The following is an 18,445-nucleotide window of genomic DNA, read 5'->3' on the forward strand; positions in this document are numbered from 1 at the left end:
GAATGTAACCAGCGAACTTGTTCTCTGCAAGAAGATAATTGAAACTACCTTAAAGTGCAGGAGTTTTGAAACTAAAATCAAGGAACTATAGCACTGGAGTTTAATGTCCCCACTATAAGTAAGAAAGTACTTATCCAGGTGATTTCGAGAATCAAATCTTATATTGAGGGGCGGTGGATAACATTCGTACAAGAGAGTTTTTTTCTCATTTTTTAGTTCCGTCTCTTAATATAAGTTAGGTGGTTTTAGGAATGGGCGAGACTCCTGTGGGATGAGAGTGAATGGTGAGATCCCGGAAGGCGGAGCCTGAGGAAGCTCACCGCACTCCCACGGAAAGCGAGTCCATTCCTAAAACCACCTTCCTCTCATAATGATGACGAAACAGCAAAGGTCCCACAGCATCGAACCCAGGTTATCGCGAAACCGAGTCTTCCTCTATCCCGCCATATTGTTGAATAACTATCTTATGAGAATCAATGACGGCGTTTAATATTTTAAAAAAGATCTGCCTTGCTCCGTTATTTCCGTACCTCCTCTTCCTCGCTTCACCTTTACATACTCGTGCTCTTCGAGATCCTTTATTGTTTTTCTGATTTGCTGGACAGAGAGTGGAAAATCAGACTGCTGACTTCGTTCACTGATTTTGCTGCGACTCGCACTGACATAGGACTCATTAAGTTCAAGGATGATAGCTAATACGTGAATGAACTTCTGCTGATCGAGCATACTTAGTTGTGCGTCTGCTTCATATGACAAATTACTTTGAAAAAATCCGTCGTTCGGCAAATCTCTTTCTGTAATAACTGTGCCTTCTCCAACAGTAATCAAATAGGAAATCGTATTCTTCAACTCTCGTATATTTCCGTACCATTCATAGTCTTTCAATGTGTTCATTAAGGAGGGACTTATTTTATGGTCAGGACAGCCGTTTTCTATGAGAAACTGGTGAACAAGCCTCGGAACGTCTGCCTTTCTTTTTCTTAATGAAGGAATTTGCAGAAATAAGACTTTAAGACGATGATATAAATCTTCGCGGAACTTCCCTTCTTCAATCAGGCGGAGAAGGTCTTTGTTTGTAGCTGCGATCACGCGCACTTGAATAGGAATGTTCTTATTGCCACCGATTTTTCGGATTTCCATTTCTTGAATGACTCGGAGTAAACGCGCCTGCAGTTTGAGACTGATATCTCCAATTTCATCCAGAAAGATTGTACCTCCATCAGCCTGCTCAAAGATTCCCTTTTTCCCGCCTCGCTTCGCTCCTGTAAATGACCCCTCTTCGTAGCCAAATAGTTCACTTTCCAGCAGTTCTTCAGGGAGAGCACTGCAATTCACAGCCAAAAACGGATCCAGTCGTTGACCAGAATGATTATGGATGGCGCTTGCAAACAACTCTTTTCCTGTGCCGCTTTCTCCCTGGATGAGGACAGGCAGTTCAGACCGTGCCAACTTCTTGGCGATTTCTTTTGTTTTTTCAAGCGCCTCACTTTCACCAATAATGTCTTGAAAGTGGTACTTGGCGATATACCCGGTTTTCGTGAGCTGTTTCCTCGCCGCCCGCTCCATCGTAATCGTTTCGTCGGTGTTTTTGAAAATGAGCAGTACACTGTCACTGCCTTCCCAATCAAAACGGTATACCATAACGTTATACGTATTAATGGTAAAGTAGCGCCCTTCCTCTTGAGGCTGGGACAAAAATTGCAGCAGGTCATGCTGTTTGAATAACTGTGGAAGAGTCTTTCCTATAGCATGAGAAGCAGATAGTCCCGTATATTCTTCCATGAATGGATTGAACACCGTAACCTTCCCTACTACGTCAATCGCCATAATTCCATCATTGACGCCATCCACCACTTGCTTTAGATGTTCGTTTAAAGTTTGCGTTTGTTGGTTCATTTCAGAAATTTTCTTACTTAACTCAATGATCTTACTTGTATAACGGCTTGAAATGATGCCGCCCAGTTTACGCTTCAATTGAAAATGATCCAGTATCTCGATCAAGGTGGTAATGTCAATCAGTCTGACTCCGATATCGACAACCTTTCCAATTCTCTTAGGGATGAACGGTACTTCGCCGGGTGTAATGGCGGTATCGATTTCTTCACTGGATGAGCGGCCGTTATAGGGCTTATAATTCAGGTGGTTCATCCCGATTTTTTCCAATGTATCAATCGTCTCTATTGTCATTTCAGGGGTATCATTGACACAGAGTACCGTGGTGTTATCGCGAAGCTCGAACAATCGATCAATATGTTGATAGTTGATGGTTCTGCGGGCAGTAATCGACGTGCAGCGTTCACCAATGACATGAGCTGCTTCCTGCTCTATTAAATGGGAGGAGAAAATGATCAAATCTTTTTCTATCAGATCCGGTAGAGATTCATCTACCGAATAACTATCAATCTTAATAAACTCACCAAAAATTTCGTCCAGCTGCTGATGCAGTGTAGCTCTTGTTTCTGGAGTTCCTGCTAATAGAGTCAAATGATTATCCATAAAGACACCCTTTCTGGTTTCTATTATACCACCCTAATAAAACCAATAATAACCCGCAAACCCATTAAAACTTGAAATATTCAGAAAATATTGTTGGCATGGTTTTTGCATGTGTAATAGTGAGGAGAAAAATAAGGAGGAAAATACATGAAGAAGAAGAAAAAAGCCATTCAAATGCCACATACGTATGTCATCATTTTTTGTGTTGTCTTATTTGCTGCACTGCTTACGTACTTAGTTCCAGCAGGGGTGTTTGAAACAGAAGATGTCACTTACGACAACTCTGGATCAGAAGAAACACGCACCGTACTTGTTCCCGAAAGTTACTCGACTGAAGAAGGAGAAAGCAGCGGCACCACCTTGTTCGAAGGAGGCGGCGGAGCCGGACTGCTCAACTACGTGTTTGAAGGGTTAGTGAGCGGTGATAAATGGGGTTCTGCTGTCGGGGTTGTGGCTTTCATTATAATCATCGGCGGGGCTTTTGGTATCATTATGAGAACAAAAGCGATTGAAGAAGGAATTCTATCCGTTATAGATCGGACAAAAGGAAAAGAAGTGCTCATTATCCCCATAATGTTCTTCCTCTTCTCTTTAGGCGGGGCTGTCTTCGGAATGGGCGAAGAAGCGATTGCTTTTGCTATGATTCTTGTGCCGCTCGTCATTGCCCTTGGTTACGACGCCATCACAGGCATCATGATCACTTATGTTGCGACACAGATCGGTTTTGCCACATCATGGATGAACCCTTTCGGTGTAGCGATTGCTCAGGGAGTCGCTGACGTTCCAGTGCTTTCCGGTTCACCTTTCCGTATGGTCATGTGGCTTGTGTTCACAGCTGTTGGAACCTTTTATACGTGGAAATATGCCAGTCGTGTTCGAAAAGATCCGACACGTTCACTAGCTTATGATTCAGACCAGTATTTCCGCGATGATTTTGAACAAAAAGATATTAAAGTGAATTTCACCACAGGACACCTGCTGGTCATTCTTACCGTAGCAGCCGGCGTCGCTTGGATTATCTGGGGTGTTATTGAAAATGCCTATTTCATTCCGGAAATCGCCAGCCAATTTTTCACAATCGGTTTGGTCGCAGGTATCATCGGTGTCATTTTTAAATTGAATAATATGAGAGTGAATGATATTGCAGAAGGTTTCGCAGATGGAGCCAAGGACCTCCTTCCAGCCGCATTAGTCGTAGGTATGGCGCAGGGGATCATCATTATTCTTGGAGGTGACGACCCAGCATCAGCTTCCGTATTGAATACGATCTTGCACTCAGCGGGTCAATTGTTTGAAGGTGTACCTGAAGTCATTTCCGCATGGTTCATGTTCTTATTCCAATCGGTCTTCAACTTCTTTGTAGTTTCAGGATCTGGACAGGCTGCGCTGACGATGCCTCTTATGGCGCCACTAGCCGATATTGCCGGGGTCAGCCGTCAAGTAGCCGTACTGGCCTTTCAACTAGGAGATGGACTCACGAACATTATTGTACCGACATCTGCCGCACTGATGGGTACACTTGGCGCAGCACGTTTAGATTGGGGATTATGGTTCAAGTTTATCATTAAATTCCAACTGATCTTATTCGGCTTGGCTTCCTTTTTCATCATTCTGGCTGCGCTCATTAATTTCAACTAACGATAGGAGGCAGCGATCATGCTGACATTGATTAAAAACACCACAGTATACAATCCACATTATTCAGGCGTGAAGGATGTACTCCTGGCTGATCAGCGGATTGCCAAAATCAGCGACCAAATAGAAATCCCCAGTGATTGGGATTGGATAAAAGTCATCGATGGCAGAGGGAAAATCATGACACCCGGCTTTATCGATGGACATGTCCATATAACAGGAGGCGGCGGTGAGGGAAGTTATCGGACCCGCACCCCTGAGCTACCACTAACGGACGCGACTCGCAGCGGGGTTACGACTATTGTCGGTGTCATTGGTACCGATGGAACGACCCGCACAATGACGAACCTGATTGCTAAAGCCCGTGCGCTTAGAGAAGAAGGCATCTCCTGTTATGCTCACACAGGCTCATACCAGATTCCGGTACGCACATTAACAGGTAAAATTGAAGATGATCTAATGCTCATCGACCTTATTATTGGTGCTGGTGAAATAGCGATCGCCGACCACCGTTCTTCCCAGCCTACAGTTGAGGAACTTTCCCGTCTTGCCTCACAGGCACGAATAGGCGGAATGTTATCTGGCAAAAAAGGGGTCGTCAACATTCATTTAGGAGATAGTCCGGAGCACCTTTCCCTCATTGAAAAAGTGGTGGAAAGTACAGACATACCGATCAGCCAATTTTATCCCACTCATGTAAACCGAAGCCGCAGTCTTTTTGAAGCCGGCATTCGTTATGCAAAAAACGGTGGATACGTTGATTTTACGACGAGCACCATTCCTAAGTTTTTGGAAGATGGAGAAGTAAAAAGCAGCCAGGCATTAAAGGAAATGCTGGATGCAGGCGTCCCCGTTGAGCAAATCACTTTCACTTCAGATGCCCAGGGCAGCTTACCTGATTTCAACGAAAGAGGAGAGCTCATCGGATTAAAAGTGGGACGAGTCCTCTCCCTGTACGAAGCGTTCAAGGATGCTGTTCACGAGCAAAAGGTGCCGTTAGACAAGGCTTTGCAAGTCGTAACAGAAAATCCGGCACGTATCTTAGGACTCTCGTCGAAAGGAACACTCAAAGAAAAACAGGATGCCGATGCCATCCTGTTCGATGAGAAGACATTAGCCATTGATACAGTCATCGCTTTGGGCCAAGTCATGGTGGAGAAAGGCGAAGTCACAGTTAAAGGAACATTCGAATAAAAAAAGGTCAGCTCCCACTTTCTGGAGCTGACCTTTTTTATCCTAATGCATATGCCTTAACAGCATGCATTCAGAAGGATTTATTTTAATCTTGAGTTCTTCATTTTGAGCTTTAAAAATCCGTCTCTTATTATCGATGTGCTGCCACTTTCCTTTACGGACAGGGATAGTCACTTCAATTGCTTCTTCGATGTTACGGTTCATAAGAAAAATCAAGTTCTCATCGTTGGCCCCATCACCAAAATGATCAAGCCCATTCTCTGTCCAGCGTTCAAAAGCAAACACATCATCATGTAACGCATGAGGCATCCAGCTTCCCGTACGAAGCGCCTGGTGTTCATTACGCCACGTACCAATCGACTGATACCAGGCAAGAAGATCTTCCTCTTCCCTTCCCCAAGGATAAGGTTTGCGGTTATCAGGATCGTCACCACCGGTCAGTCCCGCCTCATCTCCATAATAGAGAGACGGTACTCCTGGAAAGGCGTACATCCATAAACTTAGTGCTTTAACCTGAGCCTGAACGATTCCATCGAGCTGCTCGCGAGAAAGGTGATCTGGCAAAAATTCCTCCAACATCGTTTTAATCCGCTCGACATCATGACTCGAAAGCATATTCATCAACGCATAGAAGTAAGGGTTAGGATAATGTTCATTCAGCGTCAGCAGGCGACGGTTGAGATAAACGGCATCCACCTCTCCTTTTATAAAGCTTAGCATCAGATCCCGAAGAGGGTAATTCATAACGGAGTCAAGAACGCCCCCTAGAAAATAATCCCGGCGATGTCCGTAAGCCGACTTATTTGAAGCGTCTTCCCAAACTTCTCCCAGCAGGACGCTTGATTTATCTTCTTTTTTCAGCTGTTGATAAATTTGTTTAATCAAGTCATCTGTCAGCTCATCCGCCACATCAAGACGCCAATGCTTCAACCCTGACTTCTGCCAGGTTTTGATGACACTATCTTCATCATGGATGAGGAAATGCTGATAGCTTTTATTTTCTTTATTTAACGTTGGCAGCGTCCCGACTCCCCACCATGCATCATATTCATCAGGGAATTTATGAAACTTATACCAGGGATAATAAAATGAATCCTTAGATTGGTAAGCACCAAGCGTGTTGTATTCATTTCTCTGATTGAAATATTTACTGTTACTTCCCGTGTGACTGAATACACCGTCGAGCATAATTTCCATTCCACGCTTTTTCGCTTCCTTGATCAGCTCTTCAAAATCTTCTTTTGTACCCAGCAGTTGATCGATTTTATGGTAATCTCCCGTGTCATAACGGTGATTGCTTTCTGCTTCAAATATAGGGTTCAAATAAATTACAGTAATACCAAGTTTCTTAATATAATCTAATTTTTTAATGATCCCTTGCAAATTTCCGCCGAAAAAATCCCACCTTACAACGCCGCCTTCTTCATTGCGGATGTAATACGGATCGTTTTCCCAATGGGAATGCATCAAACTCGTTTTAGGAGCTTTACTAGGGTCAATCTCTCCATCTGCATAAAAACGGTCAGGAAAAATTTGATACATAGTCGCATGTTTCCACCATTTCGGGGTATCGTAGCTCGGATCATATACGGTAATTTGCCAGGAAGGAGGAACTTGATTATACACGACTCCTTCTCCGCTTTCCTCAATATTTATCCGGCCATAGAATAGGGTTTCACTTTCTGTAATCACTTCGAAATAATACCAGACCAACTGAGGCTTCTCGGGCATTTCAAGCTTAGTTTCAAATGAATTGTAATGATGCTCTTCACTATATAAATCCATATCTAGCGTAAACTCTTCATCTGACTTATCATGAATGTAATGAAGAACGACGCGTGACACATTATGGCGGTTGTGTACATCGATCGTTAATGTAACGTTGGAACCTTTTGGAGCTGCTCCAAAAGGTTCTCTATATTTCAATTCAAAGCTGTTATGAAAAATATCCTGTTGTCTCACAAGAAGTCCTCCTTCGACCAATTATTTCAGTATGCCAGATGGTTCGATCTTCCATATTTCAGAGGCATATTCTTGAATCGTGCGATCACTTGAAAATTTTCCCGAACGTGCGATATTGACTAGACTTTTCTCATTCCAAAGCCTCGTATCCAGATAATCTTCACTGATTTTAGCTTGTGTATCGATGTAGCTGGCGAAATCTTTCAACACAAAAAATTCATCGTTGTAAGTAATCAAATTATCGTAGATGTCCTGGAACTCAGTCTCTCCCTTAGAGAAAGGACTGTAGTGGATCAGCTGATCGAGCGTATGACGCACACGGTCATCTTCGTCATAAACTTTTCTCGAAGAATAGAAGCCATTCTTGTAATACTCCAGAACTTCGTCTGAGCTTAAGCCGAACGTATAAATGTGATCATCTCCGACTAAATCATGGATTTCTACATTGGCCCCATCCATCGTTCCTAGTGTTATGGCCCCATTCATCATAAATTTCATATTTCCCGTACCCGATGCTTCTTTACTCGCAGTCGAGATTTGCTCACTTATGTTCGTAGCGGGAATGATGCGTTCCGCCATGGAAACAGAATAATTCTCTAAGAAAACTACCTTCATCCTGTTCCTTACAGCAGGATCATTATTGACTACAGAAGCGATGGTGTGAATAAGCTTTATCACTTTTTTAGCAAAATGATAGCTTGGTGCTGCTTTCGCCCCGAATATAAACGTGCGAGGGGTCATATTAAAATTTGGATTCGCTTTTAAATTATTGTATAAGTGCATGATATGGAGAGCATTAAGCAGTTGACGCTTATACCCATGAAGTCTTTTAATTTGAACATCAAATATAGAGGACGGATCGATGGTAATGTTTGAGTAGTCCTTAATGAACGCAGTTAATTCTTCTTTCTTCTCTTGCTTTATATCATTCAATCGATTCAGAAACGAGGTATCTTCTTTGTACTTTAGTAAATCCTGTAATCGATCAGGCTGGCGGACCCATTGATCACCGATAGATTCTGTTATTAAAGCAGAAAGCGGCTCATTTGCATGCATAAGCCATCGCCTGTGGGTGATTCCATTGGTTTTATTATTAAAACGTTCCGGGAATGTATCGTAGAAAATTTTCATTTCACGTTTTTTCAAAATATCGGTATGCAGTTTTGCCACCCCATTGACACTGTGGCTTCCTACAATCGATAAATGGGCCATTTTCACATGGCCGTCAGCTATAATGGCCAGGCTTGCGATCCGGTCAAAGTCACCTGGATACCTCTCCCAAAGAGTCTGGCAGAAGCGCTCATTGATTTCATCAATAATCATGAAAATGCGCGGCAGAAGCGAGCGGACCATGCCGACCGGCCACGTTTCCAATGCCTCACTCAATGTAGTATGGTTCGTGTATGACACAGAAGCCTGCGTGATGTCCCATGCTTCTTCCCAGCCTAGTCCCCGTTCATCCATTAATATACGCATCAACTCAGGGATGAGAAGCGCTGGATGGGTGTCGTTAATATGCAATGCCGCATGATCCGGGAAAGTAGTCAAAGGCAGGTTCAGCTTCTCAAAATTATCCAGCGCATTTTGTACACCCGACGAAACGAGAAAGTATTCCTGCTTTAGTCGCAGCCGCTTCCCCTCTTCATGAGAATCATCTGGATAAAGGAACTCAGAAATCTCCTCCAAAGAACGTTTATGCTCCAGGAAATTATCAAAGTCGGATTGTTTGGAAGCTTTTTTCAAAGTATCATCCTCTGACGCTTCCGCCGACCAGAGACGGAGTGTGTTCACAGTTTCATTGTCAAAGCCGACTACCGGAACATCGTAAGGCACGGCTCGAACTTGCTCATAATTCGTATGTTTGCACGTAAGCGCTCCAGACTTTTCTTCTACCATTTCCACTTCTCCGCCGAACCTGACTTCAAGTGCTTCTTCAGGACGGCGAACTTCCCATACATATTCCTTTGAGAGCCAGCGATCGGGCAGTTCCACCTGGTAGCCATCGATGATCCTTTGATCGAACATACCGTATTTATAGCGAATACCATACCCATGACCCGCATAGCCAAGAGAGGCTAATGAATCGAGAAAACAAGCAGCAAGTCTTCCAAGTCCGCCATTTCCAAGTCCAGCATCACTTTCTTTTTCTTCTAATTCTGTCAGTGAAAACCCTAATTCATCTAATCCATTTCTCACGGTATTCAATAATTGCATGTTCAATAGATTATTCCCCATTAATCTCCCAATAAGGAATTCCATAGAAAAGTAATATACTTGCTTTTCCTTGCTTTCTTGGTAATGCTTATTCGTTTTCAGCCAATTCTTATTGATTTCATCGGTAAGCAGCGACCCTAAGGCCCGGTAAGCATCAGTTTCTGTGGCTGAGTCGACTTTTTTGCCTAACGTCGTCTCGAGCTTCTCGGAAAACGACTGCTTGAAATCTTCTTTATCGCTGAACATAGGGTATCCTCCCATTCGCGCCTATTCTACTGTTGTCTCATACAATTCACTATAGCGACTGGCAGAAAATTTCCAAGGGTATTGACTATTCAACATATTTTTCACAAGCTGTTTCCAGCAAGGAGGGTCCTGGTAAAATTCTATTGCTCTGCGAATTGTGAACAACATGTCGTGGGCGTTATAATTGGTAAACGTAAATCCATTACCTTCACCTGTCACTTCATCGAATGATTGTACAGTATCCGCTAAACCTCCAGTCTCACGAACAATTGGTGCAGACAGATAGCGAAGGGCTATGAGCTGGCCAATTCCACAAGGTTCAAAACGTGAAGGCATCAAGAATAAATCACTGGCAGCGTAGATCTGACGAGAGAGGGCTTCACTGAACATGATATTCGCGGACAGCTTCTCGGGATACTTCGATTGGGCCCATTGAAGCATGTGCTCATACTCTGCTTCCCCGGTACCAAGAACGACTACCTGTACGTCCTCTTCTTCAAGAAGTTCATCAATGATTCTTCCAATCAAATCAAAACCTTTTTGCTCCACCAGCCGGGAAACGATTCCAATCATCGGTACTTCTTTTCTGACAGGTAAACCTAGCTCTTCTTGAAGCCACATTTTATTTTGAACTTTTTTCGACAGAGAGCTTCGGAAAGGAACAGGAACAGCATCATCATTCATTGGGTTATAAGAGAGGCTGTCAATCCCGTTTACAATACCCGACAATTTCTCTGATCGTTCCCTAAGTACTCCGTCTAAGTTTTCCCCATAATAAGGGGTTTGAATCTCTTTTGCGTAAGTTTCACTGACCGTTGTAATATGGTCTGCAAAATTAAGAGCGCCTTTCATAAAGTTTATGTTACCAAAGAACTCTAAACCACCAGTTGTCATCATATTTCCATCAAGCCCGAGCAAGTCATATAAAACCGAATCTGGATAAATCCCCTGATATTTGAGATTATGGATGGTAAAGACAGTTTTCATGTCTTGAAAAAGAGGATCACTTCCATAATGGGTATGCAATAACACTGGGACCAGCCCTGCCTGCCAATCATGACAATGCAGCACATCAGGTTTCCAGTCTATGTGTCGGATCATTTCCATGACTGCCTTATTAAAGAATACGAACCTTTCCCCTTCATCATCATAGCCATATAAATTAGAACGCTTAAAATAATATTCGTTATCGATAAAATAAACATGAATTCCGTTATGCTCGATGTACTGAATGCCGGCATATTGGTCTCGCCAACCCAGCTGTACATCAAATGTATGAATCGTTTCTAATTGCATTTTCCACTCATCGCTCATATTTTCGTATTTAGGAAGAACGACCCTCACGTCATGGCCGTCCTCTTTCAGCGCCTGAGGAAGCGAGCCTAACACATCAGCCAAGCCGCCTGTTTTGATAAACGGTGCGCACTCTGAACCTATCATTAATACATTCATTTTTCCCTCTCCTTACATTTATTGAAAGCAAAATAGAATAAGTCCTTATTAACCAGCTCTGTTGATTATGGGCTAACGGCCAAGTCGCGACTCCTTGTTTTGCATGGAGTGGACTCCTTAACCACCCTTGTAACTATCAACAGCATCATATAACAGAGCGATAGATAAAGAAAAAAGCCGTCAGAATCCAGCGTTCCGACAGCTCCTTTTATCTAGTTTACATCGTCTTCCGTTTTGCAACGACAAAAGGTTTCTCAGGAGCCCCTATTAACGTACGTCCAGACGAAATCGAACAATCCTTATCTAAAATCACATTTTCCAGTACGGCATTCTCTTCGATCTCACATCTCTGCATGATAATGGAATTCTTTATCACCGCTCCTTTTCCGATCTTCACCCCTCGGAATAGGATGCTGTCTTCAACGTGACCTTCAAGGGTACAACCGTTAGCGACAAGTGTATTAGTGACATTTGACGAATAGGCGTACTGGGAAGGAGCCTCATTTTTCACCTTTGTAAAGACAGGAAATTCTTCTTTGAAAAGTTCGTCATGCTCAGATTCATTCAACAGCTTACGGCTGTTACGATAATAGCTTTCAACTGAATTGATCAAAGCGTGACTTCCTTCATGTTCATAAGCATTGATATGGATATCAGGAAGTCTACCTTTGATTCCATCTAAAAACAGGTGAGAACATCCATGAGCAATGCAATTCTCCACTAATTGATTAAGGTAATCCCTTTCAATGATATACATATCCATATAAACGTTGTTGCTTTGATGATCATTATGAATAGCCATTACCCTGCCGCTGTCATCAATCGTCAGCTTATGGGCCAGATTGTGCTCAGGCTGAAGCTCTTCGACTTTCTTATAAACCACTGTGACGTCTGCTCCAGATTCTTTATGCGATTCCAGTACGTCACGGTAATCGATGCTGCAAATATTTTGCGAGCCAGAGACAACTATATAATCAGCTAACGTACGCCTGATAAAATCAATGTTGTTATGGAAATGCTGCAGATCTCCTCGCGAAAGGTCTGTAGGATCATTCCAGTCAGGCGGTAATATGAACAAACCTCCACGTTTACGATCTAAATCCCACGATTTCCCCTGCTCCATATGGTCCATAAGGGAACGGTATTTTCTGCGAGCGAAAACTGCGACCGATTCTATACGGGAGTTCGTCATATTAGAAATAGTGAAATCAATCATACGGTAACGTCCCGCAAAAGGCACTGCGGCACCGCATCTAAAGTAAGTCAATTCCTCAAGTAAGTCTTGTTCATGATCCAGATTGATAATTCCAGCGATCAGATCCATATAATCACCCCTTATTTAATAATAGTGGCATAGCTTGAAGCCATTACACTGCCTTCTTCAGCTACTAGTGTAATTTGGCTGTCAGGGCTCGAATCCCCTACTACAGAGTTATCTTCAATAACGCTTCCTTCTGAAATGATGGCACGATGAATTTTTACATTTTTACCTATTTTCACGTTGGGCATGATAACGGAATCTTTGATGACGGATCCCTGAGCAGCATGGACACCATAAAAGATGACTGATGTGTCCACCGTTCCATAAATTCGGCAGCCTTCATTGATCAGCGCATTTCTGACCGTTGCACATGGAGCAATATATTGAGCAGGCTGGTTAGGGTTCTTAGAATAGATGCGCCACTTGTTATCACTTAAATTAAGTCCGGGCTCTTCTTTCAACAAATCCATATTAGCTTCCCACAAACTGTCAACCGTTCCTACATCTTTCCAATATCCATCAAACGTGTAAGCATTCAATTTTTTGCGGTCGTTAAGAAGAGCAGGAATGATATCCTTACCGAAGTCATGAGAAGAACCTTCTTTCTCTTCATCCTCCATCAAGTACCTTTTTAATACGTCCCATTTAAAGATGTAAACTCCCATGGAAGCAAGATTGCTTAACGGGAATTCAGGCTTTTCATCGAATTCCGTGATGCGGCCTTCATCATTCGTATTCATGATGCCGAAACGGCTTGCTTCGCTCCAAGGCACTTCGATGACCGAAATGGTAGCATCCGCTTCTGCAGCAATATGGTATTCAAGCATATGGTTGTAATCCATCTTGTAAATGTGGTCGCCTGATAAGATCAGTACATGTTCAGGGTTGTATTGATCCAGGAATTCTATATTTCTATAAATAGCATTCGCCGTTCCTGAATACCATCCGCCGCCTTCAGCTTGCATATAAGGCGGGAGTACAGACACTCCTCCAAAACTTCGATCCAAATCCCAGGATGAGCCGATCCCGATATAGTTATTTAAGATAAGAGGCTCATATTGTGTGAGTACGCCTACAGTATCAATACCGGAGTTGGTACAGTTACTGAGCGGAAAATCGATGATCCGATATTTCCCTCCGAAATAGACAGCTGGTTTTGCAATTTTTTTCGTAAGTGATTTTAACCTTGTACCTTGTCCTCCTGCTAGAAGCATCGCTACACATTCTTTGTTTTTCATTCTATCTCCTCCTTTGGTGAAGAAGTTCTTTTTAAGAAACTTACAGCTAACGGTGGTATAGTCATTTCAATATGCTGGTTTTGTCCTTGCCATGGATCTGCTTTTGTTTCCAAATAAAGTCCATTCGTTTGACCTGAACCTCCAAAATGAGTGGAATCACTTGTGAAAACTTCTTTGTAGGAGCCCTCATGCGGAACGCCCACCTTGTAATTGTGATAAACCTCCGGAGTAAAGTTGCAGACAATAATCAATTGATCATTTTTGTTCCGGCTGTTTCTGGCAAAAGATACGATGCTCTGCTCATAATTGTTAGGGTCAATCCAGAAGAAACCTTCTTCGCTGTGATCGAGCTCCCATAGGGCAGGCATATCGTTGTAAAGCTGATGAAGCTCTTTAACATACTCAAGTGTAGAAGCATGAGATTCATAATCAAGCAATTCCCAATCCAAATCTTCAAGATCTTTCCACTCATCGAACTGGCCGAATTCCGTTCCCATCATCAACAGTTTTTTACCTGGGTGAGCATACATAAAAGCTAAAAACGCTCGTAAATTTGCGAACTTTTTCCAATAATCACCCGGCATTTTATTCAATAATGATTTTTTTCCATGTACGATTTCATCATGAGAAATCGGGAGTACGAAATTTTCATTGAAGGCGTAATAAAGAGAAAAAGTAATTAGATTATGATGATGCTTACGGTGGATCGGATCCATCTCGATGTACTTCAGCATGTCATTCATCCAACCCATATTCCATTTATAATTAAAGCCCAGACCGCCAATATAGGTAGGTGCACTTACTAACGGCCAAGACGTGGACTCCTCTGCCATCATCAATACGTTCGGGACTTCCTCAAAAATTGCTTCATTCATTTTTTTGATGAATTCAACAGCTTCAAGATTTTCCCGGCCACCGTATTCATTGAGCTGCCATTGCCCCTCTTCTTTACCGAAATCCAAATAGAGCATACTTGCGACAGCATCGACTCTCAGTCCATCTAAGTGGAACTCTTTGAGCCAATAAATAGCGTTTGATATGAGGAAGCTTTGCACTTCATTCCTGCCGAAATCAAACGTGAGCGTCCCCCATTGAGGCTTTTCGGCTTTGATCGGATCCTGGTATTCATACAAGGCTTCTCCATCAAACCTGCGCAGACCATGTTCATCTTTGCAAAAGTGGGCAGGGACCCAGTCCAGTATCACCCCTAAGCCATTCTGATGGCATTGGTCTACAAAATAGCGGAAGTCGTCCGGGGTTCCGTACCGCGAAGTAGCAGCATAGTAACCTGTGGTCTGATAGCCCCATGAACGATCGAAAGGGTGTTCCGTTATCGGCAGTAATTCAATATGGGAATATCCCAATTCTTTGACGTATGGGATGACCATATCAGCATATTCACGATAGTTGTAGTAAACTTCTGTTTCAATGTTTTTCCAAGACCCCAAATGGAGTTCGTAGATTGAGGTTGGTGATTCATAGATATTGATCTTCTCCCGCCGCTTCATCCACTGTTGATCATTCCATGAATACTTATTAAGAGGATAAGTCACAGAGGCAGTATTCGGGCGTAACTCACTTGAAAACCCATAAGGGTCAGCTTTTAACCTCAAGTGCCCGTGCGGTGTCAAAATTTCATACTTATAAATCGTTCCTTCTTTCAAGTCCGGAATGAATCCGTACCATATTCCATTGTCATTCATCTTTTTCAACGGATGCTTACTTCCATTCCAGTTGTTAAAGTCACCGACTACACTGACCTGTTTCGCGTTTGGTGCCCATAGGGCAAATCGATAACCCTCTTCACCGTCTTCCGTGTGCGGATGCGCTCCGAAGAGCTGATAGCTGTAACGAAGATTGCCTTGATGAAATAAATAAATATCATGCTCGACTGATGCTTGATTTAACACGCCATCACCCCCTTGATTCATTGCTTACTATTAAGCATAAAATGTTACGGAACCGATTACAATCAGTTTCTTACAAAAAGTTCTGAAAATTATACGGTTTTTTGTCTAATTTTGTATGATTGCGCTTTCAAACAAAACCAGAAATTAATTTTCGATAAATTACAACAAAAACTAATTTATCCATTCGTTGATTGAATGTTCGCTCAGGCAATAAAATGTGTAAGCTCATGAAGATTTTTTAACAACCTTAAAATATTCAAAAAGAATTTAGAAGTTTTCGTTTCTAAGAATAAAGCTTGAAGGTGCGGGAAATTACTCACTTTCCAAGGAAGTGCGGTGAGCTTCATCGGGCTAACGCCCTACGGGGCAATATACTGTGTTATCCCACAGGAATCTCGCAATTTCCCGCACCTTCTTAAGTCTGTGAGGATAACGAAAACATTTGCTGCTTTAGGCGAAAAAGAATTCCTTTTGTGAAAACGGAAGCACTTCGTTTAAAGTCACCATGAAAAGGAATTTAGTTCCTGCTGGACTAGCTAGACACCACATAGCTTTAACTCTAGGGACTTGCCGTATTCATGGCGGGCATCGATACATTTTCAATACCCTATTTTCCCAATATTCACACCGATTTCCAGAATCAATTAATCAACATGAAGATTAAAAGAGCAAAAAAATAAAGCCAAATTTCTTTGGCTTTACTTACAGCACATTATCCTTTTATTGCTCCTTCTGTCATACCTTTAGCAATCCGCTGCTGGAAGATGGCATATAAAATAATTACGGGAACGATCGCTATAGTCAAACTCGCGAATAAGGTTCCCCAGGCATTGGTATACTCCGCTTCACTGCTAATGTAATCGATCGCAAGAGCCAACGTGTAGTTACCTTCTGTCTGAAGAAAAATGAGAGCCATAAAGTATTCATTCCAGAACTGGATAGTGTTCATAATGGTGACCGTAATAATTCCAGACATAGATAGAGGAGTAATGATTTTAAGCAGCACCCCATAAGGAGACAAGCCATCCATAGAAGCCGATTCCTCCAGCGACTTTGGAATCGTACTCATAAAGCTTGTTAAAACAAATATCGTAAACGGCAGCTGACTGACAGCATATACCATAGCCAGACCATAGATATTATCGAGAAGATTAAACTGCTGGAGTAAAAAGAATAAGGGGATCCAGCCGAGCACCATCGGAATCATCATCGCAGCGATGTAAACGGTGAATAACAGATGACTCCCTCTGAACCTAAGTCTTTCAATCGCATATGCCGTCGGGATCGCAAGCACCAAAGTCAACAAAGCGCCTAAGACTGTGACGATCAAACTGTTGAACACGCTTGTATCTATACTATAATCCGTCCAGGCCTGTACAAAATTATCGAAGTTGAATTGATCAGGCATCCCCCATGGATTAGCGTATATTTCCCCATTCGACTTAAATGAACCGATAAACATCCAAATGATAGGGTACAAGACAGCGATTGTCCAAAGGATCAGCGGAATCCGAATTCCCGCCCTACCCATGATTTGCCCGACACTTCTTTTTCGCCGCATGCTGTATCCCTCCTTCGTTGTTTGGTATAACCAGCTTGAATCTAATACTCTACACGTTCACGCCTCATCAGAAATTGTAAAATCATCACTGTAAATAATGAAAGGATAAGGATCATGACGCCGATCGTCGCTCCATAACCAAAGTTATATTGCTGGAAGGCTTGCTGGTATAAATAAGATCCCATCACATGTGTAGAGTTATTTGGACCTCCGCCAGTCATGACCTGGACAATGATAAATGATCCATTCAGTGTCGTAATAACGATGTATAAAATGGAAATTTTGATTTGCGGCCATACGAGCGGTAAAGTTACTTTCCAAAATTGCTGCCATTCATTGGCTCCATCAATTTCTGCTGCTTCATAATAGCTTTTCGAAACATTCGCTATCCCGCCCATCAGCATAAGCATAAACAACCCGATCCCCGCCCAAACAGAAGGCAGTATCAAGCTTGGCAGAGCCCAATCTTCATCACCGAGCCACGCTCTCGTCCAACTCTCCAGCCCTATGGCTTCCAATCCCGAATTGACAAGTCCCATACTCGGGTTATAAATGAATGCCCATAGAATACCGATGACTACAACAGACATGATATTCGGAAAAAAGAAAACAATGCGGTAGAAAGGTGCCTCTTTGATCTTCAATTGTGTTAAAGCTACTGCAAAAAACAAAGCAAGAACCATGATCCCCACAACTTTAGCGGCCACTAGAAAATAGTCATGATAGATTGTCTGAGGAATAATATCATCGTTGAAAAGCTCTATGTAATTATCAAAACCAATAAACGTTTTGTCCTGCGAAGACCCTGACCATTCAAAAAAAGAATAGTATAGCCCGCTGAACAAAGGATATAGGGTGAATATAGAAAACATAATAAATGTCGGAATCAAACAAAAGGCTAAGAAGGTATATTTTTGTTTTTTAGACTGTACCACCCCATCACCTCTTCCTTTAAGTAATAGCTATGTTTAACGTCTTTGTTCATTTTTCATAAAAAGTTTATCCTCGGGATGACAGGATTGGGGAAGATTTAATTACGAGATAATCAGGGTTCGTTATCGTATTAAAAAGCCACGAGTGGCTGGGAAGCTACCAGCTTTCCAACCACCCATTTATAATGGGAAAAACGAACTCCTTTAAACAGAATGAGCGTCTACCATATTCCTGTCGTGTACGTATAAAGCACTTCATAACAATGAACTTCAATATGAGAATAAAAATACTATCATCAATGTTTCCTGGATATTGAAGCGGTTTCGAGATACTTATTAGGCAG

11 protein-coding genes are annotated in these 18,445 nt (G+C 42.4%); 2 read left to right on the forward strand and 9 right to left on the reverse strand.

The features are described 5' to 3' along the window. Nucleotides 1-486: 486 nt before the first annotated feature. Nucleotides 487-2,496, reverse strand: coding sequence for a sigma-54 interaction domain-containing protein (locus O2Q26_RS08120; RefSeq protein ID WP_289215441.1), 2,010 nt, complete (start codon nt 2,494-2,496; stop codon nt 487-489). A 147-nt stretch (nt 2,497-2,643) separates the two neighbouring features. Here O2Q26_RS08120 and yfcC point away from each other — a divergent pair, with 147 nt between their 5' ends. Together yfcC and iadA are read left to right on the forward strand one after the other, a co-directional pair. Continuing rightward, nucleotides 2,644-4,134, forward strand: coding sequence for a putative basic amino acid antiporter YfcC (gene yfcC / locus O2Q26_RS08125; protein ID WP_289215442.1), 1,491 nt, complete (start codon nt 2,644-2,646; stop codon nt 4,132-4,134). Between the two features lie 18 nt (nt 4,135-4,152). Then, nucleotides 4,153-5,325 (forward strand): beta-aspartyl-peptidase, encoded by a 1,173-nt coding sequence (gene iadA, locus O2Q26_RS08130; RefSeq protein ID WP_289215443.1) that lies wholly within the window; start codon nt 4,153-4,155, stop codon nt 5,323-5,325. Nucleotides 5,326-5,367: 42 nt separating this feature from the next. Here the strand turns inward: iadA and O2Q26_RS08135 are convergent, their stop codons facing one another. The 8 genes from O2Q26_RS08135 to O2Q26_RS08170 all read right to left on the reverse strand — a co-directional run bounded on the left by O2Q26_RS08135 (nt 5,368) and on the right by O2Q26_RS08170 (nt 18,104). Continuing rightward, the gene (locus tag O2Q26_RS08135) at nt 5,368-7,287 is read right to left on the reverse strand and encodes a glycoside hydrolase family 13 protein (RefSeq protein ID WP_289215444.1); all 1,920 of its coding nucleotides are present in this window, start codon (nt 7,285-7,287) and stop codon (nt 5,368-5,370) included. A gap of 21 nt (nt 7,288-7,308) precedes the next feature. Further along, nucleotides 7,309-9,747, reverse strand: coding sequence for a glycogen/starch/alpha-glucan phosphorylase (locus tag O2Q26_RS08140; protein WP_289215445.1), 2,439 nt, complete (start codon nt 9,745-9,747; stop codon nt 7,309-7,311). A gap of 21 nt (nt 9,748-9,768) precedes the next feature. Continuing rightward, nucleotides 9,769-11,199 carry a glycogen synthase GlgA gene (glgA, locus tag O2Q26_RS08145; protein WP_289215446.1) on the reverse strand — a complete coding sequence of 477 codons (1,431 nt, stop codon included), beginning with the start codon at nt 11,197-11,199 and terminating at the stop codon, nt 9,769-9,771. A 217-nt stretch (nt 11,200-11,416) separates the two neighbouring features. After that, nucleotides 11,417-12,523 (reverse strand): glucose-1-phosphate adenylyltransferase subunit GlgD, encoded by a 1,107-nt coding sequence (gene glgD / locus O2Q26_RS08150; protein WP_289215447.1) that lies wholly within the window; start codon nt 12,521-12,523, stop codon nt 11,417-11,419. An 11-nt stretch (nt 12,524-12,534) separates the two neighbouring features. Next, nucleotides 12,535-13,698 (reverse strand): glucose-1-phosphate adenylyltransferase, encoded by a 1,164-nt coding sequence (locus O2Q26_RS08155; RefSeq protein WP_289215448.1) that lies wholly within the window; start codon nt 13,696-13,698, stop codon nt 12,535-12,537. Next, on the reverse strand, nt 13,695-15,608 hold the full coding sequence (glgB, locus tag O2Q26_RS08160) for a 1,4-alpha-glucan branching protein GlgB (RefSeq protein WP_289215449.1): 1,914 nt from the start codon (nt 15,606-15,608) through the stop codon (nt 13,695-13,697). Before glgB ends, O2Q26_RS08155 begins: the two co-directional genes overlap by 4 nt. Nucleotides 15,609-16,320: 712 nt before the next feature. Beyond that, complete coding sequence (locus tag O2Q26_RS08165; RefSeq protein WP_253934842.1) at nt 16,321-17,169, reverse strand: carbohydrate ABC transporter permease; 849 nt, start codon at nt 17,167-17,169, stop codon at nt 16,321-16,323. A gap of 41 nt (nt 17,170-17,210) precedes the next feature. After that, nucleotides 17,211-18,104, reverse strand: a complete 894-nt coding sequence (locus O2Q26_RS08170) for a carbohydrate ABC transporter permease (RefSeq protein WP_289215450.1) — start codon at nt 18,102-18,104, stop codon at nt 17,211-17,213. Nucleotides 18,105-18,445 lie beyond the last annotated feature (341 nt).

Origin of the sequence: Halobacillus campisalis (genome assembly GCF_030345335.1) — a bacterium.
In the GTDB taxonomy this organism is placed as follows: Bacteria; Bacillota; Bacilli; order Bacillales; family Halobacillaceae; genus Halobacillus_A; species Halobacillus_A campisalis.

Coding starts and splice junctions, on each gene's coding strand:
- glgD (WP_289215447.1), bottom strand. CDS start 12,523: ATGGATCTGATCGCTGGAATTATCAATCTGGATCATGAACAAGACTTA.
- O2Q26_RS08140 (WP_289215445.1), bottom strand. CDS start 9,747: ATGTTCAGCGATAAAGAAGATTTCAAGCAGTCGTTTTCCGAGAAGCTC.
- iadA (WP_289215443.1), top strand. CDS start 4,153: ATGCTGACATTGATTAAAAACACCACAGTATACAATCCACATTATTCA.
- O2Q26_RS08165 (WP_253934842.1), bottom strand. CDS start 17,169: ATGCGGCGAAAAAGAAGTGTCGGGCAAATCATGGGTAGGGCGGGAATT.
- yfcC (WP_289215442.1), top strand. CDS start 2,644: ATGAAGAAGAAGAAAAAAGCCATTCAAATGCCACATACGTATGTCATC.
- O2Q26_RS08120 (WP_289215441.1), bottom strand. CDS start 2,496: ATGGATAATCATTTGACTCTATTAGCAGGAACTCCAGAAACAAGAGCT.
- O2Q26_RS08155 (WP_289215448.1), bottom strand. CDS start 13,698: ATGAAAAACAAAGAATGTGTAGCGATGCTTCTAGCAGGAGGACAAGGT.
- glgA (WP_289215446.1), bottom strand. CDS start 11,199: ATGAATGTATTAATGATAGGTTCAGAGTGCGCACCGTTTATCAAAACA.